This window comes from Corallococcus sp. AS-1-12, assembly GCF_020036995.1.
GTDB lineage: Bacteria > Myxococcota > Myxococcia > Myxococcales > Myxococcaceae > Corallococcus.
Genome location: NZ_JAIQDD010000021.1, coordinates 28,879 through 55,164, shown reverse-complemented (window position 1 = coordinate 55,164; position 26,286 = coordinate 28,879). Strand labels below are relative to the sequence as shown.

Genomic DNA, 26,286 nt, shown 5'->3' with positions numbered 1-26,286 from the left:
CGTTCAGTTCGCCGCGTGGCGGAAATGGCTAAAATTCTGTTCAGTGCCCGTTCAGGCGCACGAACGCCCCCGCGAAAAACCACGGAAAGAGCGTTCAGTGCTTCGTCGCGTCGGAATCGAGCCCGTCGATGCCCGGCAGCCGCTGCGCGAGCAACCCGAGCAGCTCCTGGGTGGACAGGCGGGCCGCGGCGTCCTTGCCCTCCAGCACGCCGGCCACCAGGGCCCGCTTCTGCTCATGGAGGGAGAGCATCTGTTCTTCAATCGTCCCGCGTGCCACCAGCCGGTAGACGGTGACGGGGCGCTGCTGGCCGATGCGGTGGGCGCGATCGGAGGCCTGATCCTCCACGGCGGGGTTCCACCAGGGGTCCAGGTGGATGACGCTGGTCGCGGCCGTCAGGTTGAGGCCGAAGCCGCCCGCCTTGAGTGAGATCAGGAACAGGGGCGCGTCGCCCTCCTGGAAGGCGCGCACGCACTCCGCCCGTTCGCCGGCCGGCGTCGAGCCGTCCAGGTACTCGTAGGCGACGCCCTGGGCGTCCAGCACCTCGCGGATCAGCGCCAGGTGGGACGTGAACTGGCTGAACACCAGTGCACGGTGGCCCTCCTCTCGCAGCTCCTGGACGAGCTCCAGGAAGCGCTCCAGCTTGGAGGACTCCAGCTTGGACGTCTTGTCGTACAGGCGCGGGTGCGACGCGAGCAGCCGCAGCCGCGTCAGCGCCGCCAGGACCTCGATGCGCCGCTCCTGGTCCTTCATCTTCGACTTGCGGATCTCCAGGTCGGACAGGGCCGCCAGGCGCGCGTCCTCGTAGAGCGTCCACTCCGGCGGGGACAGGATGACGGGGACGTGCACGTCCGTGCGCGGCGGCAACTGCGCCTCCACCTGGGCCTTGGTGCGGCGCAGGAGGAAGGGCTGGATCACCCGGGCCAGCGCGGGCCCCGCCGTCGGGTCCACCTGCTTCTCGATCGGCACGGCGAAGCGGCTGCGGAACGCCTCCAGGCTGCCCAGCAGCCCCGGGAAGACGACGCCGAAGACGGCCCACAGCTCGCCCAGGTGGTTCTCCATGGGCGTGCCGGACAGCGCGAACTTGAAGTCGCCCTGGAGCGCCCGCGCCGCGCGGAAGCGCTGCGTGGCCGCGTTCTTCAGCGCCTGGGCCTCGTCGAAGACGATGGTGGAGAAGCGCAGCGCGGCCAGCCGCTCGATGTCGCGAACGAGCAGGCCGTAGCTGAGCACCAGCACGTCCCGCGGCCCCAGCCGCTCCAGCGTGCCGCCCCGGTCGTCCGAGTCGGAGAAGAGGGTCACCTTCAGCGACGGCGCGAAGCGCTTCGCCTCATCCCGCCAGTTGAAGGCCACCGACGTGGGGGCCAGCACCAGCGCGGGCCCGTGCTTCGCGCGCTCCAGCAGCACGGCCAGGGCCTGCACCGTCTTGCCCAGCCCCATGTCGTCCGCGAGCACCCCACCCGCGTTCCACGACGCCAGCCGCGCAAGCCAGCGGAAGCCCTCCAACTGGTAGTCGCGCAACTGCGTCTTGAGCGTCGCGGGCACCCGGGGCTTCAGGTCCTTCGCCGCGAAGATGCGCTCGACCAGCGACTTCCAGGACACGTCCGCGTCGATGTGCGCGCCCGCGGTGCCCAGCGCCGTCAGGGCCTCCGCCGCGGACGGGCCCACCTCCAGCCCGTGACGGGACAGGTACGCGTGATCCGCCAGCCGCTCCAGGTGCTCGCGCAGCGCCGCTTCGATCTCCACCCAGGTGCGCGCGTCCACCTGGACGAAGCGCTCCCTGCGCCGGGCCGAGTCCAGCAGCCGCGCCAGCTCCACCCGCTCGCCCTCCACGGACAGGCCGCCCATCACGCCGAACCACTCGCGCTTGCGCTCCAGGACGACCTTCAGGTCGGCCGCGCCCCGGCTGGGCATGAGCCGCATGGACGCGCCCACCCACTCCAGCTCCGGCCGGGGCTCCATGTCCGCGCACGCGGCCAGCACCGCCAGCCCGCCCTGCGCGCTGTGGAAGAGGAAGCAGAACGGCAGCTCCTGCGGCTCCGCCGTCTTCAAGGGAAGCTGGGACTGGAGCGCCTCGGCCACCGCCAGCTCGCGCGCGAAGTCGCGCACCGCGTGGAAGGACCGCGTGTCGCGCCGCACGTGCACGTCGCGCGCCCCGTTGCCGGGCAGGAGCGCGGGGGCGTCCGGCAGCGCGCGCAGCCGCAGCTCCAGCCGCACCGCGCCGCCGGGTTGTCCCTCCAGCCGCAGCACCGGGAGCTGCTGCGGCGCGATGGACTCCCCCATCACGCTGCGGGGCATGGACACCGGCAGGCGTCCGGAGAGCTTCGACAGGTGCTCCAGCAGCGCCCCGTGGCTCTCCGGGGGGAACGCGTTGCCGTGCCGCTGGAGCACCGTCGCCATGGCGCGCACCTCCGGGCTCACGTCCAGCACCGTGAGCACGTGCGCTCCGTCGTCCCAGAGGAACACCGCGTCCTCCGGTTTCGCCTTGCGCACGCGCTCCAGCAGCGGCGTGGGCAGCACGGTGCCGTCCACGCCCGCGTTCACCACCACGGTGCCGCTCCGGTCCTCGGCGACCAGGCCCACCTTCTCGCGCTCGATGCGCACGGGGATGTCCTGCGTGCCCTCCAGCGACAGGCGCGGGTGATCCATCAGCTCGAACAGCAGCGCGCGTGACGCGGGGGCCGTGCTGTCCGGGAGCAGCGCGGCGATGCGCGAGTCCGCGGGGCTCAACTGCGAGCCGTACTCCTGGAGCAGCTTGCGCCGGCCGACCTTCGTCCCCGGCGTGCGCTGGCCCTTCTTCGTGCGCCGGTGCACGTAGGGCGCGACCTCCACGCCGTACCCTTCGATGACGTCCAGCCGCCAGGAGATCTCCACGCCTCCGCCGCCGCCCGGGCTCTCCTCCACCGCCCGCTCCAGCGCGCGCAGCGTCCGCGCCCACGCGGGCCGGACCAGCTCCTCCAGCGTCTCGCCGAAGGCCTCCGTCCAGCGCTGCCGCAGCCACAGGAGCGCCGTGTCCGCCGCCGCCAACTGGTGCACGCAGAACGTGGCGCCGCACGTGCAGTCCGCCGTCACGCTGGACGGGCTGAACGTCAGCCGCGCCTCCGCGAGGATGAAGCCCGAGCCCGCCGGGGACACGGGCAGCTCGGAGATGCGCGTCTCCTTGAGGCGGAAGCCCGGCAGGTCCGGCTCCTCCACCAGCGCCTCCAGCGGCAGCGCGCGCTCCGGACGCGGCGCGACGCTGGACGGCACCCGGGCGCGCCACGCGAGGAGCAGCCCGTGGACCGCGTGCGTGCGGATGTCGGCCGGGGGCTCCAGCCGCTCCGCCACGGAGGCCCGGGCCTCGATGGCGCCCTGCCGCTCGTCCTCCACGTAGCGCCAGGCGAGCCTCGGCAGCAGGTCCCGCATGCGCGGCGTGGGCAGCATCTCCGCCGTCCAGCGGTCGAGCGAGTCCTGCGCCAGCAGCTCCACCAGCCTGCGGCGGGAGATGACCGCGCGCACCTGCGGCAGGTACGCGGCCTCCACGCGGGGCGTGAGCAGCGCCAGGCTCAGGCGGCCCAGGTGCTCCAGGCCCTCCGCCTGCAGCCACGCGCGCAGCTCCGCCTCCGTCTGGAACGGGGGCGCGTGGGGGGCCGGCGAGGGCCTGGGGCTGGACGGAGGGGACTGCTCGGCCATGGGGACTGACGACGACGAACGCGTCAATCTACCTTGGCCACGCGGCGGCGATCACCGAGGAACTCTTCCACTCCCAGCACGATGTTCTTCGCCACCTCGTCCTGGTAGCGCTCGGACGCCAGGCGCTTCTCCTCCTCCGAGTGCGACAGGAAGGACGTCTCCACCAGGATGGCGGGCATCTTCGCGCCCAGGAGCACGTAGAACAGCGCCTCCTTGTGGCCCAGGTCCTTGATGCCGTCGTACTTGCCGGACAGGCCCGTCACCAGGTTGTGCTGCACGGCGCTCGCCAGCCGGCTCGACTCCTCCGTGTTCGCCTTGGTGGCCAGGTCCGCGAGGATGAACTGGAGGTCGCTGATGCCCTTCTCCGAGGACGCGTTCTCGCGAGCGGCCAGCCGGATGGAGTAGCGGTCCGCGGACGTGTTGAGCGTGTACGTCTCGATGCCGCGCAGCTTGTGCGTCGCCGCCGAGTTGCAGTGCACCGAGATGAACAGGTCGCCGTGCGCCTCGTTGGCCAGCTTCGCGCGGTCCTCCAGGCGGATGAACGTGTCGTCGTCGCGGGTGAGCACCACCTCCAGGCCCTTCTCCCGCAGGCCGTCCGCGACCTTCTTGGAGATGGCCAGCGCCACGTCCTTCTCCTTCGTCCCCGCCTTGCCGATGGCGCCGGAGTCATGGCCGCCGTGGCCCGCGTCGATGACCACGCGGCGCACCTTCAGCCCCAGTTGCTCCGCCAGCGTCAGCTCCGCGTGGCGGGACTGCTTCGCCACCGCCTTGAGCCGCGCCTGCGCCACCTGCGCGTCCACCGGCGCAGTCACCGGGCGCGGCGCCTCCGGAGCGGGCGACGCCGGACGCGCCGTCTTCGACGAGGCCACGGCCTCCGGAGCGGCGGGCTTCGGCGCCACCGGGGCGCTGTCCACCAGCGGAGCGGGCGCCTTCGACGCCACGGCCGCGACCTCCACGCGGACCTCCGGCTTCGGGGGCTGCGACGTCCCGGACGCCACCGCCTCCGGAGCCTTCGCGGAGTCCTTCACGTCATTGGCGCGGTCGGCGACGGTGGGCGCGTCCACGATGTTCGCCGTGGCGTCCTTCGCGGCGGTGTCGGGGGCCGGGACCGGGGTGGTGTGCGGCACCGGCGACGGCTCGCGGGCGAGCTTGGAGATGGCGTCCACCAGCGGCGAGCTGGGGGGCGCGGCGGCGACGGCGGTGTCCGGCGTGGGCTTCAGCACCGGGGGCAGCGGCTTCACCGTGGGCTTCGCGGGCGGCGTCTTGCTGGGCGGCGGCAGCGAGGCCAGCAGCGACTTGAGCTCCTTGACCTGGTCGCCCTTGGGGTTGGTGGCCAGGGACTCGTTGAGGATCTTCCGGGCCGCCTCCGGCTTGTCCAGGCGGTTGACGTGGATGCGCGCCAGCGCCAGCGCCGCGTCGTCCGCGAGCCGGTGCTTCGGGTGCGCCTCCACCAGCTTCGAGTAGTCCGTGATGGCCGCCTGCAGGTCCTCGTCCACGAAGGAGATGCGGCTCAGCTCCTGGAGCAGGTCACCCGCGGTGAAGAGGGCATCGGGGGCGCGGTCGCTCTTGGGGAAGCGCGTGGCCACGGACTCGAAGCGGTGCACCACGTTGAGCCAGTGGTGGCGCAGCTTGCGGCGGGACGCGTCGTCCTTCAGCGCGTAGTAGGCGCGGCGGGCCTGCTGGTACGCCTCCTCCGCTTCGTTGCGCTTGGCGGCTCCGACGGCGCTCGGGGCCGTGAGGAGCAGCACGGGCAGCACGAAGTGGGAGAAGCGAACGCGCATGAGAGCCTCCGGACGTTGCAGCTACAGGCGTGTGTCACACGGCCTCCGGGGGCCAGCAACTTTTCAACCCCACCTGTCCGTCCGTCAGCGCACCCAGCCCAGCGTCCGCGCCAGCTCCTCGTCGATGACGCGGCACCAGCCCGGCTCGGAGGGCACCACGGCCGCCAGCACCTTGCCGCCGTTGCGCACCGGGGCCCGCTGGGGGCGGCAGCGCGCCCGCACGGCGTGTTTCACGTCCTGGCGGAAGAAGTGCGCGGGGAAGACGGCCTCGCCCTTCCCTTCCGGCAGGTAGCCGTCATCCGGGGTGAGCCACACCAGCGCGCCCAGGCGCAGGGGCACCACCTCCCGGCGCCACAGCCGCCGCACCTCCCAAACGAAGCCGCCCAGGGCCACCAGCGCGCCCAGGCCCAGTCCCCAGGGCAGCAGGCCCACCCGGGCCGCCTGGGCCCGCGCGTGGGTCGCCTCGCGGGGGCGCCCCGGCTGGGACGGATCCACCAGCAACTGCACCCTGGCGCCGTGGCCCAGGCCCGCCGCGTGGTCCGCGCTCGTGCGCACCCCTGACACGGAGTGAGCCTCGTTGGCGAACGTGTAGAGGACGTCCAGCGTGCCCTCCGCGTCCTCGCGCTCATGCACGGGCGGCGCGTGGCTGGCGCCCACCACCGCGTCCACAAGCTCCGCGCGGGACGTGAAGCGCTGCTCCTCGATGAAGTACCGGCCGACGTAGCTGGCGCCCAGGCCCAGCACCGCGATGATCGCCAGGCCCAGCACCACCCCGCGCACCAGACGTGCCACCGCCCCGGGCACCTGGGAGAGCCGGACACCGCGAGGGGCATGGGGGATGGCGAGCTGCATGGCGGGAGCGAAGCCTACTTCACGCCCGGGGCCCGCGCTTCATTCGTGCCCGGGTTCAAGTCAGTCGCGGTGCCGCTCCGCCTCCCGGAAGAACTGCGTGAGCGAGCAGTCCAGCAGTGACTGACAGGACTGCATGTAGCGGCGGGCGCGGAGGAACGGAAGCCAGACACGCTGGCCCACACGTACCTGCGACTGCTCCAGCCTTTGCCGAAGCACCCACGTCCCGCCCAGCCGACGCACCAGCGTGCGTCCGAGGTAGGCCCCCAGGGCCGGCGCGGTATGTCCGTCGATGAGGTCGCGCGTGTACCGCTCCGGGAAGCGCTCCCTCCAGAAGTAGAAGTCGAGGTCCGTGAGGGCCTCAGGCGTCTCATCGAAGATGCTGGGCACCTGGGTGTGCAGCGCCGCCACGAGGCCTTCTGACAGGTCATCGTAGTCACTGAGGATGCGCTCCGGGTCCTCGACGTCCGACGGGAGTGCGGCCGGGAGCCATTCCTCCGGCACGGGCGGCCGGAAGTCGTTGAGCTCGGCGATCTTCCTCTGCCGCTCGCTGATGGGGACTTCGTACGGCATCCGGGAGAGGAGCGGTGCCAGGTCGGGGTCATAGCGTGGCGCTACCGGAGCGAGCGCGGCACTGCGCTCTCGCAGGGCCCGCAGTACCGTGTCGAAATCAAGCTCCGGCCGGAGGTGCACATGGGCGCGGGCCTGGGCGATGCGCGCCTCCTCATTGGCGAAGTCAGCGGCGGTGGGCCGCAGCACCAGGAGGACGGAGCCGTTGGGGAGTTCTTCCACGAGATGCGCGGGCGTCGAGAGCATCCGCTCGCGGCCTACCGTCTCCACCAGCTTCGTGCCGAAGACATTGAGCCAGGACAGCTCATAGACTTTATCGAAACCATCCCTCCAGACGGCTTCGTTGTCCCTGCCAAAATGGGGAGCACCCGACAGTTGGCTATCGGCGGAACTGTGGGCCGATGCGTATGACGTCGGGTAGCGCGAGGCCCACGCACGAACCATCCCAACAAGGCGAACGCACGGCGCCTCTTCGGAAAACAGCGGGAGCGAATCAATGTGAGCCAAGACGGAAATGCCACAAGGCAGCGGAGGGAGCCGAAGGCTCAACGACATATCCAACGCAGGTTCTCGCGTTCGATAAAACCCCATGAACGTGACCCCGCCCCTACGCCTTTCCTTCAGCGCCCTCCAGACCGCATCCCGGGAGTATTTGCGGTCACGATTCCCTCCGGCGACATCCGGCATCCACTCGCCCGCATGTTCCTCCAGGATTTCGAGCATCGGTGCCAGCGCATCCTCACACGGAGCAGCGCCGTCAAAGGCCGCTTCAAATGACAACACGAGATGGTCCGCCGACCTTGACTCCCAAAGATTCAGATGCCTCATTGGAACACGACCTCCACTCCCGTGATCGCATCACGTGTATTCATCAAGGCCCGGACCAGGTCTCCCGTGTCTCTGGGCTTGAGTCTTCCTCCCTCATAAATCAAGCGAACCTTCTGAACCCGCACATCCATCTGCATGCCAGGGCGGCGAATGTTCAAGGTCTCGCCGTAGTACCTCAATGCAGCGCTCGCGTCCTCGAACATTTGAGCCGTGATGGCGTCTGTTCCGAACCGTGAAAGGTCCCGGCTCTTGAAGCTGAAGGTCTCAACGCGAGGAGAAGTACCAGGAGCAGGTCGTTCCTCGATGACGAGCACGTCCGCGAAGCGCAGGTCCGACTTCATCACTCCCACGTGCGTCTCGATGCGAGGTTGGTCGAAGTCCCTGAGCCATCGGCGCTGCGCCTGAGGGCGGGCTGCATCCTCCTCAAGGAGGGCAACCATGGCTTTCTCGAAGGCCATGCCCCGGGAGTAGTGGGCGAACATCTCCTGGTAGCCCGCCCACTTCAGGGGGCCCTTGACGTCCGCACCGCCCTGAATCTCCTGGAGCCGCCGCTCCCGGTAGGTGACGTAGTCGCGCCAGAGGCTCGCCCCCTTCTCAACTCCTGCCGGAGGTGCATCCAGCTTGGGAGCCAGTTGCTTGAGCAGCCCCGCGTCCTTGGGAAGGCGCAGGCCCGAAGCCTCCAGCTCCGCCTGGATCAGTTTGGCTTTCGCCGCCTCCACCGCGGACACGCCGGCATCCTGCGTTGGCAACGCGGAGCCGCCGGCCCTCCCGGCCACGCTTTTCGTCGCGGCAGCTCGGGTGGAATCGCGACGCGCCTCGGCCAGCACCGCGTGCGCCTTCGCAGGATTTCCGCGCGCCTCGTACAGCGCCAGCAGCCCCGCCTCCCCCCATTCAGCGGCGACCCGCGCGCCCTCTCGGCTCGCCTGGAGGTAGCGCAGCAGATCGCGAGCGGCGTTGACGCCCAGTTGCTCCTCCAGGCGTTCGAGCAGCAGCTTCGTTCGCTCGAAGTCCAGCGCGGGCACCTGGAGTCGCCTCAACCCTCCGCGCGCCTCCACAAGGGCCCTTGCGCCCTTGCCCCCTGCATACAGGGCCACCGCCAGTGCCGCCGGTGCCAGCTCCCGGCTGGCCTGTTCGTACCTGCCCTGCGCCAGCGAGTACGCCCCGTGCCCCGTCTCCGACACCAGGTGGTAGACGCCCAGCGGCACTCCGAACGTCAGGTGATCGAAGGCGCCCGCGGAGAGACTTCCGGGCGAGTAGTGCCGTTCCAGCAAGGCCTTCCGCACTTCGTCGAGGGCCGCCTGGTAGGGCGCCGGCATCTGCTCCCGCAGCGCCATGAGCTCCGTGAACCGGGCCTCGCCACTCACGGAAGTGCTGGAGAGCATGTCCCGGCCCGCGCGCCCCAGCCCACGCAGCACGTCCCGGGCCTGCTCGCCTCGCTCAGGAAAGCCCTCCAGCGACAGGCCCCGCCGCTTCAGCTCCTCGCGGACCGTGGCCATGCTCCCCAGCGTCTCTTCCAACTGCTTGTCGCGCGCCAGCAGCCGCACCAACTCGCGCAGCTCGTCGTCGAAGGCCGAATGAAGAACGAAGAGGGCAAGAACCTCTGCGTACGGCACGCCATACTTCTCAGTGGCGGCGACGAGGAACGCAGCGCGCTGACGGCCGAGGACCTCCGATGCCCGCGCATCGAGAGGCCCCAGGGCGCCCAGCCGGACGGCGTCCCAGCCCTCCATCGACTCCACCAGCGAGGCCATGTCCACTCCGCGCTGCATGGCCACGAACTCGGCTGGAGATGCACACGCGAGGAAGGGCGCCAGCACTTCCTCGCTGGAGTCCAGGTGGGGCCAACCGGAAGGCACGGCCTTGGCACCGCAAGCGAAGGCGATATCGCTCACCTCTCCCGGGCCGCGCGCCCCCGGCCTTTCGGCGGCTTCCGTCAAGGGGCCGCGTCGAAAGCCAAGGGGAGCCATCACGCGCTCCCCAGTCGGGGCACCCGCGTCCTCCTCCTGGTACACGCCTGCCGCCGTGCGGTTCGCCGTCTGGGCGACCGCGAACAAGGGACTGAAAGCCAGGCTCGCTACAGGGCGCGACTTCGCGGGGAGTGGCACGCAGCCCGAAGCGAGGAGGGCCGCCATCAGTACGAGGCAGGGTCCGACGTGCAGCCGATTCTCAGCGCACATGATCCACCCCCAGCCCCACGGCCGCGAACACTCCCGGCCGCAGCGTTCCCTCTGGAGTGGGAAACAGCAGCGTTCCGCCCTGCCCCACCGCATAGAGCGCCCCGCTCAGGAACCGCCACCGCGCCTCGCTCGACACGAGGTAGCGGGCTCCCCGCTGGCCCATTCCCATCGCCATACCGCCTGCCGCCACGGAGAGGTTCCGCTGGAACACCTGCGCCTCCAGGCGCCCCTCCACGTCCACGCGCCCCCAGTTGAAGCCCTCGGCCCCCAGGGTCAGGCGGAGGTGGCGCTTCCCCAGCGTGCCCAGGCCCACCGCGTCCCAACTGAGAATCACCTCGCCATGGACCGAGGCCCCGTCCGGGAAGGGGGCCTCCGCTTGCGGCAGGGCGGACGGCCCCGCCACCTGGAAGCGCGCAAGCTCATAGTCCGGACCGAAGGCGCCCTGGCGGAAGCCGCCCCGTTGCAGGCGCCCTTCCAGACGCGCCCGCAGGTCCAACGTCGGGGAGACGGACTCCACCCCCAGGCCTGCCACCGCGCCCCAGGCACCTCCTTCGCCGGGACGCCCACCCCAGCCCCCCGTCGCCTGCAACTCGAAGCCGCCCTCGGGATTGGCGCGCCGTACGAGAATGGCTGTCCCATCCATGTGGGCCAGCGTCATCGGCGCCGAAGGTCCTCCGGCCTTCCCCCAGTCATGCACCGCGGACAGCGACAGCATGTACCGCAAGGGATTGCGAGGGCGTCCGAAGAGCAGGTGCTGTGCATCCAGGACGACTTCCGTGCCCATCAGCCGCGCACCGAGCACGTCCGAGGCGAAAGCCTCCACGTATACGGGTGCCATCAGGCCCGTCACCACCGCCCCGGCGGGGTGATAGTTGGGATTGCCCCGGTTGTTGTATCGACGCACCAGATGCCCGGACAGTAGGGTGTATGACTCCAGGGCGCCCATCCACAGCGAGTTCGGTGCATCCCCTCCCACCGTGAGGATTCGCACGACCTGGCCCCAGTCGGACAGCGTGTCCCAGTCCTCCTTCCGTACCAGGCCGGCACCTGCCTCACCGCCCCACATCCGCAGCCGCACCGGGGCCCCCAGGCCCAGGTGAAGCACTCCGGGTCTGGCCAGCACCCACCTGGGCGTCACCTGCAGGTAGCCTTCGTCCCCTACCGCCGTCCTCCGGGGAAGCAACGTCCACGTCGTGGCCTCCAGGCTCATGAGGCTTGCCCAACGCGATCTCGAATCGGGCAAGGCTGGCGGCGGAGGCTCATCCGAGTCCTGGGACCCGGCTCTCTCCTCCGCCCAAGCCGCTCCGGATGACAACAGCAGTGACAGGATGGCCAGGCTCCAACGCACGAACATCGACGCCTCCCGAGTAGTCCCCGACAGGGGCAACACGGGGGAGCTTCCCTGTTGGGTCCGACAGGGAATGGCGAGCCGCGGGCGAATGGTTCCCGCGGCGGTCACGGCGGCAGGATGCACGGGCAATGGCTGCTGGCCATTGATCACATCGGGAAGGGGATGGGAGGTACGGCGCCGCGGAGCCAGCCGGGTGTTGGCGCAGGGCCCTCAGGGAAACGTCACGTTCCCGAGTGTGATGCTCCGAGGACCGTCCGCCTCCCAGAGCTTGAGTGAGAACGGCCCGTGGACAGCAGTCGCCGGAGCCTCGGCCTCCACGATCACGCGTCCCTCGGGGCCTCCTGGCAGGATTGGCGTTGCTTGCCACACGCGCAGGATCTTCAACTCCTGGCCAGACTTGTCCTTGAGCGTCGCCCCCTCCGCCGTCCACGGATGTGTCCCTGTCTTCACATCAATCCAGGCATCCACGGCCACCAGCTTGCTTGAGCGGTAGCTTTTGACAACGGGTGCCCCCAGTCCATTGGCAGCCATTCTCGCGACAGTCTTGGCCAGGACCTGCCCCTCGACACCGTTCAGGTCCAATCCGTCGTTGAAGAGGATCCCCGACAATCCACCCGGCGCCTTGTGTTCGGATACAACCCGCGTCAGATCGTCCTGGCAACGCAGGAGTTCCGCGCGGGCATCGCGGATTTCTTGTTGATACGTCTCAATCGTCCGCTGTTCGCGGTAGACCTCGATGGTGGCCTCCGCTTTCGCCGGATGCACCTTCAGCAGGAACATCGCGCTCGATGGCGCCGCACCATCCCGGAATCGCACCCTCAGCCTGAACCATTCACCTGGGGTGGCACTCGCCGAGGGCACGAGTCTGAGGGTCGCCTGCCCCACATCGATCAGGGAAAAGCGCTGCCGGTTCTCCAGCTCGATGCTCTCCCGCTGCAACTCCGAGTCGAAAAGAAGCATCGTGGAGAGGCCCGGGCTGATCATGACTTCACTGACGAGTTCAGCTCGCTCCGGGCTCAATTCGATGCGCCGCGAACCTGGCACTGAAGACGAGGCTTCTGGCTGCGCGACCACCGCCGTCCCGAAGAGAAGCATCCCCAGGAGGACGGCCCATGTTGAAGAAGGCACTCGATGTTCTTTCCGTTGGAGCCGCTATTCGAACTCAGCGACCGCCTTCACGTCGCCAATCGTCCAGATGCGGGCTCGAGAGGGAGAGTCGTCACCTGCCTCTCGCGCCATGCCCCGTGGCCCCTCTTCGGCATGGACATCAAAGCACACAGGGAAGCTGTCTCCCTGGGGTGTCGTCGCCCAGTTGAAGCGAACGTAGACACGGTCCCGGACGATGCTCCGCCCAGACAAGACGCTCTTGCCCGGCAACCCGACCCAGTGCCCGATGAGGCGGACTTCGACGGGGCCCTCGCCGATTGAAATGATCCGGGGATCTCCCATCGCGAAGCGCGCCGGCTGCTTGTCTCCGATATCGACTCCCCGCTTCTCCATGGCCGTCACCGCTCCCACCGGACACGGCTCCGGCGGCGGGGGCTGACGCACCTGCGGTCCAGGACACGCGAGCGCCGTGCATGCCGCCGCCGTGCTCACCGCACGGGCCATGACGCCCATGCCCTTCTTCGCGGGCTTCAAGGGGAGCTGAAGGGGCTGCGTGTCTTTCGGCGGCGTCGTCACGGTGGCTGATTCCTCCTGGAGCGTCGCGGGGAACGCGACGGCCGCGGCAGTGGCCTCCGGCCCGGTGGGAGCCGCGGCGCGGGCAGCTTGAGGCGACTTGCCAGAAGCCGCTACTTCCTGACGGACCCGTGACACCCCGGGACTTCGTGACGGCCAAAGCCACAGCGCCACGGCCAGCACCAGCAGCAGCGTCACGGCAATCCCCCACGGCGAACCGTGCGTGCGCGACGTCGGCTCCGGCTCGGTCCCCGGCGCTGACGGCGTCGCACGGGCAGGCGGCACCCGCCTCCCCCGGCGCGGCCGGTGCAGCGGCGCATGCATCCACCGGTCCTCGCTGTCCCTGCCCCCTTCCGTCGTCGCGGTGTCCTCACCGTAGGCGTCGCAGAGCGGCACGTCCCACGTCGCGTCCGCGTCCGCCAACACCCGCTCCAGCTCCGTCACGGCGGCCAGGGCGCTCATCGTGCGCGTCTCCGGCGTCTTCTCCAGGAGGCGCATGCACACGTCGCCCAGCGCACGCGGCGCCCGTGGATTCTCCTCGTGGGGCGGCACGGGCTCACGGCTCACCACGGCCTCGATGAAGCCGGGCTCGTCGGCCCCATCGAACGGCTGCCGCGCCGTCAGCAGCGAGTAGAGGACCAGGCCCAGCGCCCACAAATCATCCGACGGCCCGGCTTCGTACCGGGCGCCAGGTACGCGGACATGCTGCCGGAAGAAGCGCCACGCCTCCGGGGCGCGGTACTCCGGTGTCCCCGGCGGGAGGATGTCCACCGTCAGGCTCCGCGCGCCCTCGTAGTCGCCGATGCCGAAGTCCACCAGCTTCGCCACGCCGTCCGAGGCCCGCACCATGACGTTGGCCTCCTTCACGTCCCGGTGCAGCACCCCCACGGCGTGCGAGGCCCCCAGCGCCCGCGCCACGTCGAGCACCACGCGCGCCACCTGCCTCGCCGTGGGGTTCTCCTCCTCCGCCCAGACGTCCAGCCTGCGCCCGTCCACGTACTCCATGACGATGACGGCGAACCGCGGCGCCCCGGGCGGCCACAGGCCATACCCCTGGAGCCCCACCACATGGGGGTGGCGCAGCTTCAAGAGGATGGAGACCTCGCGCTCCACCCGCTCGCCCACGCGTGGCAGGTGCAGCAGCTTCAAGGCGAACGGCTGCCCCGCGTTGCGCGCGAGGTACACCGTGCCGAAGCCGCCCTGCCCCAGTGGGTGCTCCACCGTGTAGCCCAGCACCTCGGCGCCCGGTGACAGGATGGCGGGCGGCGGCATCATGACGTCCTCGCTTGGGGACTTCGGACCACTCGCATGCGCTCCTCCGCGCGACGCTGGGATGAACAGCCGCCGCGCCTTGCCGGTGGATGAAGGACACCCGGCCGGGTGTCGTCTGATACACCTCGCGCGGCACCTGGGACGTCCAGGTGTGCCTCCGGAACCACCAGCTCCCGAGCCGGTCCCATGAATGAAGAACTGGCCATCACCATCGGCAGAATCGCCCGCGCCGCCCGCGAAGAGCAGGGCCTGACCCAGGCCGAGGTGGGCCCTCGCGTCGGCCTGCTCTCCACCGTCTACAGCCGTCTGGAGCGCGGGAAGATGCTGCCCAGCGTCCCGACGCTCTACCGGCTGTGCACGGAGCTGAAGGTGTCCCCGGAGGACCTGCTGGGCCTCACCGGTCTGGTGCGAGGCCGCAAGGGCCAGCGCCCGCGCCCGCGTGAGGACGAGACCCCCGCCCTGCGGCGGCTGCTCTACCTGGCGCGCAAGCTGGACGCGGAGAAGCTGGAGGCGCTCCTCCACGTCGCCACCGTCCTGACCCGCTGAAGGCCGCTACCGCCTTGGAGGCGAGACGCCGAGCTCGTGCTCCTCCAGCCCTTCCGGGAAGAGGCCTCCCTCGCCGAACTCCACCGCGTCCCGCAGGCAGCTTCCCTCGGCCAGCACGACGCCCACCTCCTCGGACGCCTCGTGACGCCCGAAGCCCGGGGGGCGTTTCACCAGCGCGGTCCGCAGCGCGGCGCCCATCTCCGCCGCCGTGGCGAAGCGCTCCGTCGGGTCGGCGCGCAGGGCCGTGTGCAGCAGCGCCTTCACGTCCGGCGAAAGCCCCGCCACCGCCGCCTCGACGTCCGCCGGACCGAACCTGGCGAGCAGGATGCGCATCTGCGTGAGCGGCAGGGAGGGGAGGATTTCAATCCGCAGGGGCGCCAGTCCGCTGGCGGTGAACCGCACGTCCTGCACGTCGAAGAGGTGCTTGCCGGTGAGCAGCTCCACCAGCAGCACGCCCAGGCTGAAGACATCGGAGCGCGGCGACAGCGGCTGCTTCTCCAGGTACTCGGGTGAGGCATAGGCCACGTCCCCCCGGACGAGGTTCATGGGGGACTCCTCGCGCCCCACCATCACCGAGTACGCCGCGCCGAAGTTCGTCAGCTTCACGCCGCCGTGCGCGCCCACGTAGACGTGCCGGGGGTTGACGTCGCGGTGGATGATGCCGAGCGGCCGGCCCGCCGCGTCCGTCAGGGTGTGCGCGTGGTGCAGCGCCTCCGCGAGCTCCGCGCCCACGTAGAGGCCGAAGGCCTCGGAGACAGGCCTGCCGCGCGCGACTCCGGCGCTGATCAGGGTCTCCAGCGAAGGCCCGTCCACGTGCTCCATGACGACGTGCAGGAAGTCCTCGTGCACCTTCCGGAAGTAGACCTGGGCGATGCCGGGGTGATTGAGGTGGAAGGCCAACCGCACCTCCTCCATCAGGCGCTTGCGGCGCAGGTAGGTGGAGGGGTTGGGCAGCCGGCGCACGAGACACAGGCCCGCCAATGCGCCGTCCGCTTCCAGTCGCCGACGGACCAGCATCAGCAGCTCCGCGGTCTGCATCCGCGCCAGCTCGCGGATGGCCTCGTACCGGATGCCATCGACGGAGAAGAGGAAGCGCGGCGCCTCGGGCGTCGGCGGAGGCAGGCGCCGCGCGGGCTGGGGGCTACTTCCGCTGTCGGGGGTGGACGGGGACATGACTCCTCCGGGCATGAGCAGGGCGCGAGCGCGCCGCCCAGGGAGTCTCTATCGACAAGGCCTTTGAAGTCTACTGGGATGGACCTTTCAGGTTCACACCCGACCTGCGGTTCGCGCTCCCCTTCAGGCCGGATCCAGGTTCCAGGCACCCTCCTCCCAGCGCTTCAGTACCTCTGAGGCCTCGAACGCCGCCAACCCCTCCCCGCCCGCGGCATGCTCCAGAACGGCCTTCGCTTCGTCGGTTCTGTAGCGGAGCAGATACGCCGCCGCCGCGACTCGAACGTCCATTCTTGGGTGCTTCAGCAGAGCCGTGAGTGCCTCGCGACCTTCATCGCCGATCTCCCGGAGCTTCCTCATCGCGGCCTGGTACTTCTTCGCGTGCTTGTTCCCTGTCTTGGCGTCTCCCCGGAAGATTGCGTCAGTCTGCGCCTCCACGTGCGAGGCGAACTCATCGACGAGTGCCGCAGGCGTCATCGCCAGATTCCCTTCTTGATGTTCTCGATGCTGCGCAGGCCGAATGCCCGTTGTGCGTCAAGCGTCTGAGCACTCAGCCACTGCCTCACGGTCAGCGATTCCGAGCCGGTGATGAACGGACGTTTGGACGAAAAGAATGCGCTCACCAGGTTATGAAGTGCCTTGTCGAGGGAAACGACGTTCTCCGTATTGTGGAGCGACTGCGGCCCGAAGCGCGCCACGTTCCCGTTCGTTTGCTCCACGATTTGATGCCACTCCTTGCCCTCTCCTGCGGGCCCCATGGCTCGCTTGAACGACTTGAAGGACGAGTAGCCTTTCGGACCGCCTCCGCTCCCTCCGCCTGAGCCTGCCGCGTCGCCGGCCCGTTGGAGGATGATCGCCCCAGGCCCCGTGCTCAACACCGACGCCGCACGGCCCACTGGAACAACGACGCGCTCCAGCGCCAGAACTCCGTCCGCGGACAGTACGAGCACTGGCACCGCGGCCTCTACCCCCGCCGACAGGCCCGTCACCGTGCGTGTCGTTGCCGATGCCGCTCCCCAGGTAGCGAAGATGCTCGTCGTCAGCCGTGCCACCTCGCGAATCTGCTCTCCTTCCGTCATGTACTGGAAGCGCTCCCAATAAGCGGGCGACGATGAGATGAGCGCGGCCAGGCCGGTCGGCAGGTTGCTCAATGCCGCAAGGCTGTCCATGGGGCGGGAAAGCGCGTGTCCCAGTGCATGGTACAGATCCACAAAGGCGTCCTCGGCCCCGTCCACTGAGCGGTTGATGACGTCCGAGTCGTCGTACACCTCCGCAAGGGGCAGATGCTCCGACGCCTCAAGCCGCGCGTTCACGGCGCGGAAGACCCCATCCTTTCCGCTGTAGAAGCGCCCCAATTCGAAGCCGTTCGCGCGGAAGGCGCCGTCCCGCCGCACAACGGGCGCCACCTTTTGCTGAGTGCGTCCAGTAAGGGCCCAGGCGAGGTAGCCATCCGGCCGGAGCACTGCCAATTGCTCTCGGGCCATCCTCGCCACCTTGCGAGCCAACTCCTCACGAGAGACCTCGCCTTGCTCCAGCACCTCCTGCAGGAGGAGGCCGGCCGCCATGCGTGGCGGAAAGGTGCCAAGGGTTACTGGTTTCTCCATCAACCGGCCCAGCACCTCCACCGCGTCATCCGGAGTGAAAGGGTTGCGGTGCAGTGGAAGCTCATCCGGCTCGTCCAGCCCAGCTCGGATCAGCAGCTCCTCGAAGGGCTCCAAGTGCAGCAGGCCCATATCCAGTGCCTGCCGCGAAACCTTCCCGGAAGGAGCAATAAGGACCGTACCCACGGGTACACGCTGTCGAAGGACTCGCGAGCCTCGTCTTCCTGAGGCCGATTCCACACCAGCACAGCCTGCCAGCAGCAAGGCACAGCCCAGAACCGCGACACCTGCAAATCGCATCATCCACTCCAGGGCCGTTGCAATCATCGGAAAGGGGCTTTGGTGATGACGTTGGAGCAGCTTGTCGAACAGTTCGCACAGAACGTGGTCGCGCAGAACGAGGCCATCTTCCGGGGAGACGCCAAGGCAGGGAACAAGCACGTCAGGAAATACGGGGCCGCTGTCGACAGGCTCTTCGCGCACGGCGATGCCGGACGCGACGCGCTCACCGTGCTGCTCAAGCATGAGCGAATGGACGTGCGCGTGATGGCCGCCGCCCATCTGCTCCGATATCGGACAGCCGAAGCCAAGGCGGTCCTGGAAGATGCCGCCAAGGGACAGGGAATGGTCCCGTTCGGAGCGCAGCAGGCCTTGAAGCGTTGGGAGGAAGGGACCTGGGCGCTCGATCCGGGTTAGCTCGCCTCACCCCAGCGTCTGCTTCAACTTCGCCAGCAGGTTGAGCGCGTCCAACGGGGTCATCCGGTCGATGGAGGCAGTCCGGAGCGACTCCAGCACCTCCGCGTGCGCGGGAGGCACGGGTGGCGCGGCCACGGGAGCCGGCGGGGGCGCGCCCCCGAACAACCCCAATTGCCCCGCGTTCGCCGGAGCCGCGCGCTTCGTGGAGCGCACCGCCACGCGCGGACGGCCCGCGTCATCCAGCTCGCCGGACTCCAGGTTCAGGAGCAGCTCGCGGGCCCGCGACACCACCTCCGGCGGCAGGCCGGCGAGCTTCGCGACTTCGATGCCGTAGGAGCGGCTGGCCCCGCCGGGCACCAGCTTGCGCAGGAAGATGACCTTGCCGCCCTGCTCCTTCACCGCGATGCACAGGTTCTTCACCCGGGGCCGCTCGCGCGCCAGGTCCACCAGCTCGTGGTAGTGCGTGGCGAAGAGCGCTCGCGCCCCCACCTTGTCGTGGATGTGCTCCGCCACCGCCCACGCGATGGACAAGCCGTCGAACGTGGACGTGCCACGGCCAATCTCATCCAGGATGACCAGGCTCTTTCGCGTGGCGTGATGGAGGATGTGGCTGGTCTCCGTCATCTCCACCATGAACGTGGACTGCCCGCGCGCCAGGTTGTCCGCCGCGCCCACGCGCGTGAAGATGCGGTCGCACAGGCCAATGCGCGCCGCCTTCGCCGGCACGAACGAGCCCGCCTGCGCCATCAGCGCTGTCAGCGCCACCTGCCGCATCACCGTGCTCTTGCCCGCCATGTTCGGGCCGGTGATGACCAGGAGCTGCGCGTCCTCCGGATCCAGCCGCACGTCGTTGGGGACGAAGGACTCGCCCGAGCCCAGCATCCGCTCCACCACCGGGTGCCGGCCGCCGGTGATGGTCAGCCCCTCCCCTGCGTCCACCTGGGGCCGCGTGTAGCCGTACTCCGCCGCGCACCGCGCGAACGACACCAGCGCGTCCGCCGTGGCCACCGCCTCCGCCGCGGAGCGGATCCGCGGCGCCGCGGCGATGACCTTCGCGCGCAGCTCCTCGAACAACTGGAGCTCCAGCACCACGCGGCGCTCCTCCGCCGTGAGGACCTTCTCCTCGTACTCCTTCAGCTCCTCGGTGACGAAGCGCTCCGCGCCCACCGTGGTCTGCTTGCGGATGTAGTCCTTGGGCACCGCGTGGAGGTTCGCCTTCGTCACCTCCAGGTAGTAGCCGAACACCTTGTTGTAGCGGATCTTCAGCGAGGAGATGCCCGTGCGTTCCTTCTCCCGCTGCTCCAGCTTGAGCAGGTAGTCCTTGCCCGTGGTGGACAGCGCCACCAGGTCGTCCAGCTCCGCGTGGAAGCCCTGCCGGATGAAGCCGCCCTCGCGGATGACCACCGGCGGCTCGTCCGTCACCGCGCGCATCAACAGATCCGCCAGCTCCGGCAGCGCGCCCAGCGGCCCGGCCAGCGCCTTCAAGAGCCCCGCGTCACACCGCGCGAGCGCCGCGCCCAGCTTGGGCAACTGCGTCAGCGACAGCCCCAGCGCGCGCAGGTCGCGTGCGTTGCCCGCGCCCAGCGACAGCCGGCCGCACAGCCGCTCCAGGTCGCCCACCTCCTTGAGCGTGGCCACCAGCTCCTCGCGCCACACGCTCTTGCCGGACAGCTCCTCCACGGCGTCCAGCCGCGCTTCGATCTCCGGCAGCGAGCACAGCGGCGCGGACAGCCAGCGCGCCAGCTTGCGCGCGCCCAGGCCCGTGGCCGTGCGGTCCAGCACGCCCAGCAGCGACCCCTTGCGTCCGCCGTCCCGCAGGCTCTTGAGGACCTCCAGGTTGCCCCGCGAGGACTCGTCCATCACCAGGCAGCCCGCGCGCTCCTGCCGAGACAGCCGGTCCACGTGCGCCGCCGGCGTCTTCTGCGTGTCCTTGAGGTAGCGCAGCGCCGCCCCCGCCGCCCCGGTGGCCAGCGGCGAGCCGTCCAACCCGAACGCGGACAGCGACTGCACGTTGAAGTGCGAGCGCAGGAACGCGGCCGCCCGGGTCTGCTCGAAGGCCGCGCCCTCGCCCTCCGCCACGGCCGGCGCGCGCGACAGCCGCTGGCACACCTGCGCCACCTCCGGCGCGTCCCGCATGCCCTGCGGCACCAGCAGCTCGCGCGGCTCCACGCGCGACAGGCCCTCCACCAGCTCCGACAGGCCCTGCGCCTCGAAGGTGTAGAACTCGCCGGTGGACGCCTCCAGCAGCGCCGCGCCGAAGCCCGTCTCGTTCCAGCACACGGCCGCGAGGAAGTTGCTGGCCTGCGGCTCCAGCACCTCGTCGTCCAGCACCATGCCGGGGGTGATGACCCGCGTCACCTCGCGCTGCACGATGCCCGGCCCCGCGCCCGGCTCCGTCACCTGCTCGCAGATGGCGACCTTGAGGCCGTGCTCCACCAGCTTCGCGATGTACCGGCGCGAGGAGTGGTACGGCACCCCGCACATGGGGATCTTGTCCGAGCCCTTGGCCCGGGCCGTGAGGGTGATCTGGAGCAGCTCCGAGGCCTTCACCGCGTCCTCGAAGAACATCTCGTAGAAGTCACCCAGCCGGAAGAAGAGCACCGTGTCCGGATGGAGCGCCTTCACCTCCAGGTACTGGCGCATCATCGGCGTCAGGGAGGCGATCTCCCGCGCACCCGCGGGGGCCTCACCCGTTCCGACTTCCGGAGTCGTGTCCTCGTCGGGCGGCATCACGTCCGCCGCCTTGCCTGTCTTCGTCTGCTGCGTCACCGCCATCCCCGACCTTCTCTCACGGCCTTACCCCCGGATCAACGAACCGGCGTCCCTACCTGGCGCGTATGCCTACCACCGGCGTCCGACATTTCGGCGGGCCCGTTTCCGAAAACGGTTTGCAGGCCCCGCGCCCCCCGGCAGGCTGCCCGGCGACATGGCGACCCCTCCTCAGACAACGTCCCGTCCTCCCGTCCCCGCCCTGTTCAAGGTGGCCCTGGCCCCCGTGCAGGCCTTCTTCCGGTTGGAGGCCAGCAGCGGCATCCTCCTGGCGCTCTGCGCGGTGGCCGCGCTCGCCTGGGCCAACTCCCCCTGGGGCGCCACCTACGCCGCCGTCTTCGACGCGCCCCTGCACCTGGAGGTGGTGGGCCACGGCGGCCACTTCACCTTCCGTGAGTTCATCAACGATGGGCTGATGACGCTCTTCTTCTTCCTCGTGGGGATGGAGATCAAGCGCGAGCTGTCCGCGGGCGAGCTGCGCACCTTCTCCCGCGCGCTGCTGCCGCTCATCGCCGCGCTGGGCGGCATGGTGGTCCCCGCCGCGCTCTACCTCTTCTTCACCCGGGGCACGCCCGCGCAGGGCGGCTGGGCCATCCCCATGGCCACGGACATCGCGTTCGCCATTGGCTGCCTCACGCTGGTGAAGGCGCGCGTGAGCCAGGGGCTGGTGGTGTTCCTCACCGCGCTCGCCATCTTCGACGACATCGGCGGCATCCTCGTCATCGCGCTCTTCTATGGCACGGGCCTGCACCTGGAGTGGCTCGCGGTGGCCGCGGGCCTGGTCGCGGTGCTCTGGGGCCTCAACCGCTTCTACGTGCGCAACGGGCTGGCCTACGCCGCCGCGGGCGCGGCGCTCTGGTACGCCATGCACCACGGCGGCATCCACGCCACGCTGTCCGGCGTGGTGCTGGGCCTGTGCATCCCCGCGCTGCCCACCCGCCCGGGCCGCGAGGTGCTGGAGGAGCTGGCGGAGTACATCCGGGGGCTGGTGTCCCAGCCGGACGACGAGAGCGCGCGCGGCGCGCAGCTCCTCCACATCGAGGAGGCGCTGGAGGACATCGAGCCGCCGCTCAACCGCTTCGTGCACCTGTGGCACGGGTACGTGGCCTACGGCATCGTGCCGCTGTTCGCGCTGGCCAACTCCGGCGTGGACGTGTCCGGCATGGCGCTGTCGGACCTGCTCAAGCCCCTGCCGCTGGGCATCATCATGGGCCTCTTCGTGGGCAAGCAGTTGGGCATCTTCCTGTTCACCTGGGCGGCGGTGCGGGCGGGCGTGTCCCCGCTGCCCTCGGGCGGCAGCGTGGCGCAGTTGCACGGGGTGGCGGTGGTGGCCGGCATCGGCTTCACGGTGGCCCTCTTCGTGGCCGGGCTGGCGTTCGCGCAAGAGCCGGCCCTGCTGGCGGAGGCCAAGCTGGGCATCCTGGTGGGCTCGCTGCTCTCCGCCGTCGTGGGTTACGTCCTCTTGCGCTACGTGGCTCATCCGCCCCAGGCTTCCGCTCAGGCCTCGCCATGAACCTCCAGGACCTCAACCGCATCCGGCAGATCGCCCTCATCGCCGCCCGCCACGGCTTCGGTGAGGTGACCGAGCGCGCGGGCGTCTGGCGCATGCTCGGCGGCCGCAAGGAGAAGGTGGAGGTCTCCGAGGAGGCCCGCCGCGAGTCCACCGCGCGCCGCTTCCGACTCTTCCTGGCGGAGCTGGGGCCCACGTTCATCAAGCTGGGGCAGGTGCTCTCCACCCGCGCGGACCTGCTGCCCGCGGAGTTCGTGGACGAGCTGGCCACGCTCCAGGACGACGTGGAGGCCATCCCCCTGGAGCAGGTCCACGCGCAGATCCGCGACGCGCTGGGCAAGGACGTGCAGGAGCTGTTCGCCCAGGTGGATCCGGAGCCGCTCGCCGCCGCGTCCATCGCCCAGGTGCACCGCGCGGTGACGCTGGACGGCGAGGAGGTCGTCATCAAGGTGCAGCGCCCCGGCATCGCCCAGCGCATCGACGCGGACCTGGGCGTGCTGCGCTCGCTGGCGCGCCTGCTGGAGGCCGTGGTGGAGGAGACGGGCATCTACTCGCCCTCCGGCATCGTGGACGAGTTCGACCGGGCCATCCACGAGGAGCTGGACTTCATCAACGAGGCCACGAACATCCGCGCGTTCCTGGAGAACCACAAGGACCGCCCGTACCTCAAGATTCCGCGCGTGCACGCGGCGCTCTCCAGCCGCACCGTGCTCACCATGGAGTTCATCCGCGGGGAGAAGATCAACCCAGCCGCGCTGCCGGAGGCGGACCGCAAGCAGATCGCCCAGCACATCCTGGAGGCCAGCTTCCGCCAGCTCTTCGACGACGGCCTGTTCCACGGAGACCCGCACCCCGGCAACGTGCTGCTCATGGAGGGCAACCGGCTGGCGCTGCTGGACTTCGGCGTGGTGGGCCGGCTCACCCGCCCCATGCAGGAGACGCTGGTGATGCTGTGCCTGGCGGTGGCGCTCAAGGACAGCGACTCCGTGGCGCGCATCCTCTACCGCGTGGGCGTGCCGGACGCGCGCGCCAACCTGATGGGCTTCCGCAACGACATCGACTCCATCCTGGGCCAGCACCTGCCCACCACGCTGGGCCAGGTGGACGCGCGCACGCTCCTGCGCGACCTGCTGGACCTGGCGGTGAAGTACCGCATCCGCATCCCCAAGGAGTACGCGCTGCTGTCGCGCGCCTCCGTCTCCACCGAGGGCATGCTGCGCGGGCTCTACCCGGAGCTGAACATCCTGGAGGTCGCGCTGCCGTACGCGAAGGAGCTGATGGCGGGCCGCTATGATCCCACGCAGCTCCAGGGCGGCCTGATGCGCACGCTCCTGCGCTTCCAGTCCATGGCGCAGGACCTGCCCACCCAGTTGTCGCAGATTTTGTTGGACCTGGAGACGGGCAAGTTCAGCGTCACGGTGCGCGCGGAGCAGTTCGACAAGCTCAACGAGAACCTGCGCAGCGTGGCCGTCATCGCCTTCCTGGGGCTGTGCGCGTGCGGCTTCATCGTGGGCGCGTTCATCGCCTTCGCGCCCCGGCCGCCCATGTACGGGAACGTGCCGGTGCTGGGCATCGTCGGCATCGCGCTGGCGGCGGCCCTCTTCGGCGCGGTGCTCACCTGGTACCTGTTCGGCGGCCGGTTCGGGAAGGTCAGCGTGGCCCGCTTCCTCAAGAAGCGCAGGTAGCCCGGGTGTGACAACACCCCACCCTGGGAGCAGGCGGGGCGGGGAGCGCGTGTCACGCGAGCGCGAACGGATCCGTTGAGGGGTGCACAGTCAGGCGCGGCCCGGGTAGTCTGCGGGGCTTGTCGCTCCCCCCTCTTGCCCCCGTGCTCGACTTGTTCGCGAACCCATCCGCCGCCCGTCGTCCGTCCCGCGCCCCGCTGGCCACGTTGTTCGCGGCCGCGCTCCTCGCCACCACCGCCGGCTGCGCTGGCGGGCTCGATGACCCCGAGCGCTTCACCGGGGGCTCCAACGCCTGCGCCACCGGCACCACCGGCGCGAGCGTCATCCAGGCGCAGTGCTTGTCGTGCCACTCCACGGACGCCAACGGTTCGGCGGGCGGGGGCCTGGACCTCCAGGCGGCCGGCCTCCCCGGGCGGCTCTACACCACCAACGCGGCGTGCAACGCCAAGCCGCTGGCGGACAGCGCCAACCCGTCCCAGTCCTTCTTCCTGAAGAAGCTCACGTCGTCGCCGGGCTGCGGCGCGCAGATGCCGCTGGGCTCGGCGCTCAACGCCGCGGACACCGCTTGCGTCACCGAGTGGCTGGTCGCCGGAAAGCCGAGCTCCCCGTGATGACGCGCACCCGATACGCCTCCGCCGCGGCCCTGCTGGGCGCGGCCCTGCTGCTCGCCCCCGCCGTGGACGCCGCGCCGAAGAAGGCGTCCGCCAGGACGGCGCAGTCCTCGAAGAAGAAGGCCCAGCCCGCGGAGGCGCGCCGCGTGGCGGTGCTCGCCTCCGGTCCGCACGCGGACGCCGCGCGCGACGCGCTGGAGGCGGAGCTCCAGCGCCGTCCGGCCCGCTACGAGGTCGTCCCCGAGTCCGCGGTGCGCGCCGCCGCCTCGCGCCTGGGCAGGGATCCGACGCAGCCCGCGGGCGCCGCCGCCGTGGCGAGCGAGCTGGGCCTGAGCGCGGTGCTGGTGGCGGACACGTCCACCGTGGGCAAGAAGCCGCAGGTGCGCGTCACCGTGCGCAACGGCAGGGACGGCAAGGCGCTGGCCTCGCCCGCCGCCGCGAAGCCCGCCACGCCGAAGCTGGTGCCCGTGGCGGTGAAGCGCCAGTGGACGGCGCTGGAGCGCGGCCTGCAGAAGTCCCGCGCGCCGGAGGCCGCCCCGGTGGCCCCCGCGCAGCCCGCCGCGCCGGTGGAGCCGGAGCCGGCGGTGACGCCGGCGGCGCCCATCGCGCAGACGCCCGCGCCCGCGAAGACGCCGGACCCGGAGCCCATCCGCAAGCCGGTGGCCCCGAAGCCCCGGGAGGACAGGGCCCCGGAGAAGACGGAGGACGCCCCCTCCACGGAGCCGGCGCTGGCCTCCTCCGCGCCCATCGTGGAGGGCGCGCTGGGCCTGAAGCTCCTCGGCCGGTCGCTGCGCTACAAGGACGACGTGTTCGGCGTGCTGCGCCCGTACACGCTGGGGCCGGACGTGGGCGGCTTCGCGCTGCCAGGCGCGCCCCAGGTGGCGGGGGACGTGACGGTCTACCCGCTCGCGGCCTTCCAGAAGGGCGCGCTGGCGCGGCTGGGCATCACGGGCTCCATCGATCAGTCCTTCGGGCTGAAGTCCACGGGCTCCACGGCCGCGGTCTCCTACCCCACCACGGCGCGCGAGTGGCAGGCGGGCCTGCGCTACGTCATCCCCTTCGGCGCGGCACAGCAGCACGGCTTCGAGCTCACCGGCACGTACGGGATGAACACGTTCCGCATCGACGCGGTGGACGGCGAGCGGCCGTTGGATCTGCCCAACGTGGAGTACAAGACGGCGGGCCTGGGGCTGGGCGTGCGGGCGGCGCTGTCGGAGAAGTTCGACTTCAACTTCCGCCTGGGCTACCAGCACCCGCTGGACTCCGGCGAGCTGTCCTCGGACGCGTGGTTCCCGCGCATGTCCGCGGGCGCCGTCACGGGCAGCGCCACGCTGGCGTACCGGCTCAACCGCATCCTGGACGTGAGGCTGAAGGCGGACCTGCGCCGCTACTTCTTCAAGTTCAACCCGGAGCCGGGCGATCCGTACGTCGCCGGTGGCGCCGTGGACCAGTACCCCGGCCTGTCACTGCAGGTGGGCTTCCGCTACTGACCAGGTCGTTGCAACGCCAGGCGTTTCGCCCGA

Annotated in this window: 18 protein-coding genes; 6 read left to right on the top strand and 12 right to left on the bottom strand. The window is 70.2% G+C overall.

The features are described 5' to 3' along the window. Nucleotides 1–94 precede the first annotated feature (94 nt). The 8 genes from K8556_RS27210 to K8556_RS27175 all read right to left on the bottom strand — a co-directional run bounded on the left by K8556_RS27210 (nt 95) and on the right by K8556_RS27175 (nt 14,178). Complete coding sequence (locus K8556_RS27210) at nt 95–3,667, bottom strand: DEAD/DEAH box helicase (RefSeq protein WP_223743023.1); 3,573 nt, start codon at nt 3,665–3,667, stop codon at nt 95–97. A gap of 23 nt (nt 3,668–3,690) precedes the next feature. Next, nucleotides 3,691–5,448: an N-acetylmuramoyl-L-alanine amidase gene (locus K8556_RS27205; protein WP_223743022.1), complete on the bottom strand. Its 1,758-nt coding sequence runs from the start codon at nt 5,446–5,448 to the stop codon at nt 3,691–3,693. A gap of 84 nt (nt 5,449–5,532) precedes the next feature. Next, nucleotides 5,533–6,300: a DUF3592 domain-containing protein gene (locus tag K8556_RS27200; protein WP_223743021.1), complete on the bottom strand. Its 768-nt coding sequence runs from the start codon at nt 6,298–6,300 to the stop codon at nt 5,533–5,535. A 60-nt stretch (nt 6,301–6,360) separates the two neighbouring features. After that, nucleotides 6,361–7,695 carry a hypothetical protein gene (locus K8556_RS27195; RefSeq protein WP_223743020.1) on the bottom strand — a complete coding sequence of 445 codons (1,335 nt, stop codon included), beginning with the start codon at nt 7,693–7,695 and terminating at the stop codon, nt 6,361–6,363. After that, complete coding sequence (locus K8556_RS27190) at nt 7,692–9,872, bottom strand: hypothetical protein (RefSeq protein WP_223743106.1); 2,181 nt, start codon at nt 9,870–9,872, stop codon at nt 7,692–7,694. The genes K8556_RS27195 and K8556_RS27190 overlap by 4 nt, the downstream gene beginning before the upstream one ends. Further along, nucleotides 9,862–11,226 carry a hypothetical protein gene (locus K8556_RS27185; protein ID WP_223743019.1) on the bottom strand — a complete coding sequence of 455 codons (1,365 nt, stop codon included), beginning with the start codon at nt 11,224–11,226 and terminating at the stop codon, nt 9,862–9,864. The genes K8556_RS27190 and K8556_RS27185 overlap by 11 nt, the downstream gene beginning before the upstream one ends. 207 nt (nt 11,227–11,433) lie before the next feature. Further along, nucleotides 11,434–12,318 carry a DUF2381 family protein gene (locus K8556_RS27180; protein WP_223743018.1) on the bottom strand — a complete coding sequence of 295 codons (885 nt, stop codon included), beginning with the start codon at nt 12,316–12,318 and terminating at the stop codon, nt 11,434–11,436. A gap of 57 nt (nt 12,319–12,375) precedes the next feature. Beyond that, entirely contained in the window at nt 12,376–14,178 is a 1,803-nt protein-coding gene (locus K8556_RS27175) for a serine/threonine-protein kinase (RefSeq protein ID WP_223743017.1), read from the bottom strand. Between the two features lie 183 nt (nt 14,179–14,361). On the opposite strand from K8556_RS27175, the gene K8556_RS27170 reads away from it, so the two are divergent. After that, complete coding sequence (locus tag K8556_RS27170; RefSeq protein ID WP_223743016.1) at nt 14,362–14,721, top strand: helix-turn-helix domain-containing protein; 360 nt, start codon at nt 14,362–14,364, stop codon at nt 14,719–14,721. Nucleotides 14,722–14,727: 6 nt separating this feature from the next. On the opposite strand, the gene K8556_RS27165 is transcribed toward K8556_RS27170, so the two are convergent. From K8556_RS27165 to K8556_RS27155, 3 genes are all read right to left on the bottom strand, one after another. Then, a complete protein-coding gene (locus tag K8556_RS27165; RefSeq protein WP_223743015.1) occupies nt 14,728–15,894 on the bottom strand; it encodes a serine/threonine-protein kinase in 1,167 nt (388 codons plus the stop codon). Between the two features lie 123 nt (nt 15,895–16,017). Further along, on the bottom strand, nt 16,018–16,368 hold the full coding sequence (locus K8556_RS27160; RefSeq protein WP_223743014.1) for a HEAT repeat domain-containing protein: 351 nt from the start codon (nt 16,366–16,368) through the stop codon (nt 16,018–16,020). Further along, nucleotides 16,365–17,624: a hypothetical protein gene (locus K8556_RS27155; RefSeq protein WP_223743013.1), complete on the bottom strand. Its 1,260-nt coding sequence runs from the start codon at nt 17,622–17,624 to the stop codon at nt 16,365–16,367. Before K8556_RS27155 ends, K8556_RS27160 begins: the two co-directional genes overlap by 4 nt. 213 nt (nt 17,625–17,837) lie before the next feature. Between K8556_RS27155 and K8556_RS27150 the strand changes: the two genes are divergently transcribed. Next, nucleotides 17,838–18,188, top strand: coding sequence for a DUF2019 domain-containing protein (locus K8556_RS27150; protein WP_223743012.1), 351 nt, complete (start codon nt 17,838–17,840; stop codon nt 18,186–18,188). Nucleotides 18,189–18,194: 6 nt separating this feature from the next. Here the strand turns inward: K8556_RS27150 and mutS are convergent, their stop codons facing one another. Next, on the bottom strand, nt 18,195–20,963 hold the full coding sequence (gene mutS, locus K8556_RS27145; RefSeq protein ID WP_223743011.1) for a DNA mismatch repair protein MutS: 2,769 nt from the start codon (nt 20,961–20,963) through the stop codon (nt 18,195–18,197). A gap of 151 nt (nt 20,964–21,114) precedes the next feature. Here mutS and nhaA point away from each other — a divergent pair, with 151 nt between their 5' ends. The 4 genes from nhaA to K8556_RS27125 all read left to right on the top strand — a co-directional run bounded on the left by nhaA (nt 21,115) and on the right by K8556_RS27125 (nt 26,253). Continuing rightward, nucleotides 21,115–22,470, top strand: a complete 1,356-nt coding sequence (nhaA, locus tag K8556_RS27140) for a Na+/H+ antiporter NhaA (protein ID WP_223743010.1) — start codon at nt 21,115–21,117, stop codon at nt 22,468–22,470. Next, entirely contained in the window at nt 22,467–24,152 is a 1,686-nt protein-coding gene (locus tag K8556_RS27135) for an AarF/ABC1/UbiB kinase family protein (RefSeq protein WP_223743009.1), read from the top strand. Before nhaA ends, K8556_RS27135 begins: the two co-directional genes overlap by 4 nt. Before the next feature lie 119 nt (nt 24,153–24,271). Then, nucleotides 24,272–24,763, top strand: a complete 492-nt coding sequence (locus K8556_RS27130) for a cytochrome c (RefSeq protein ID WP_223743008.1) — start codon at nt 24,272–24,274, stop codon at nt 24,761–24,763. Next, nucleotides 24,763–26,253: a hypothetical protein gene (locus K8556_RS27125; RefSeq protein WP_223743007.1), complete on the top strand. Its 1,491-nt coding sequence runs from the start codon at nt 24,763–24,765 to the stop codon at nt 26,251–26,253. Before K8556_RS27130 ends, K8556_RS27125 begins: the two co-directional genes overlap by 1 nt. Nucleotides 26,254–26,286 lie beyond the last annotated feature (33 nt).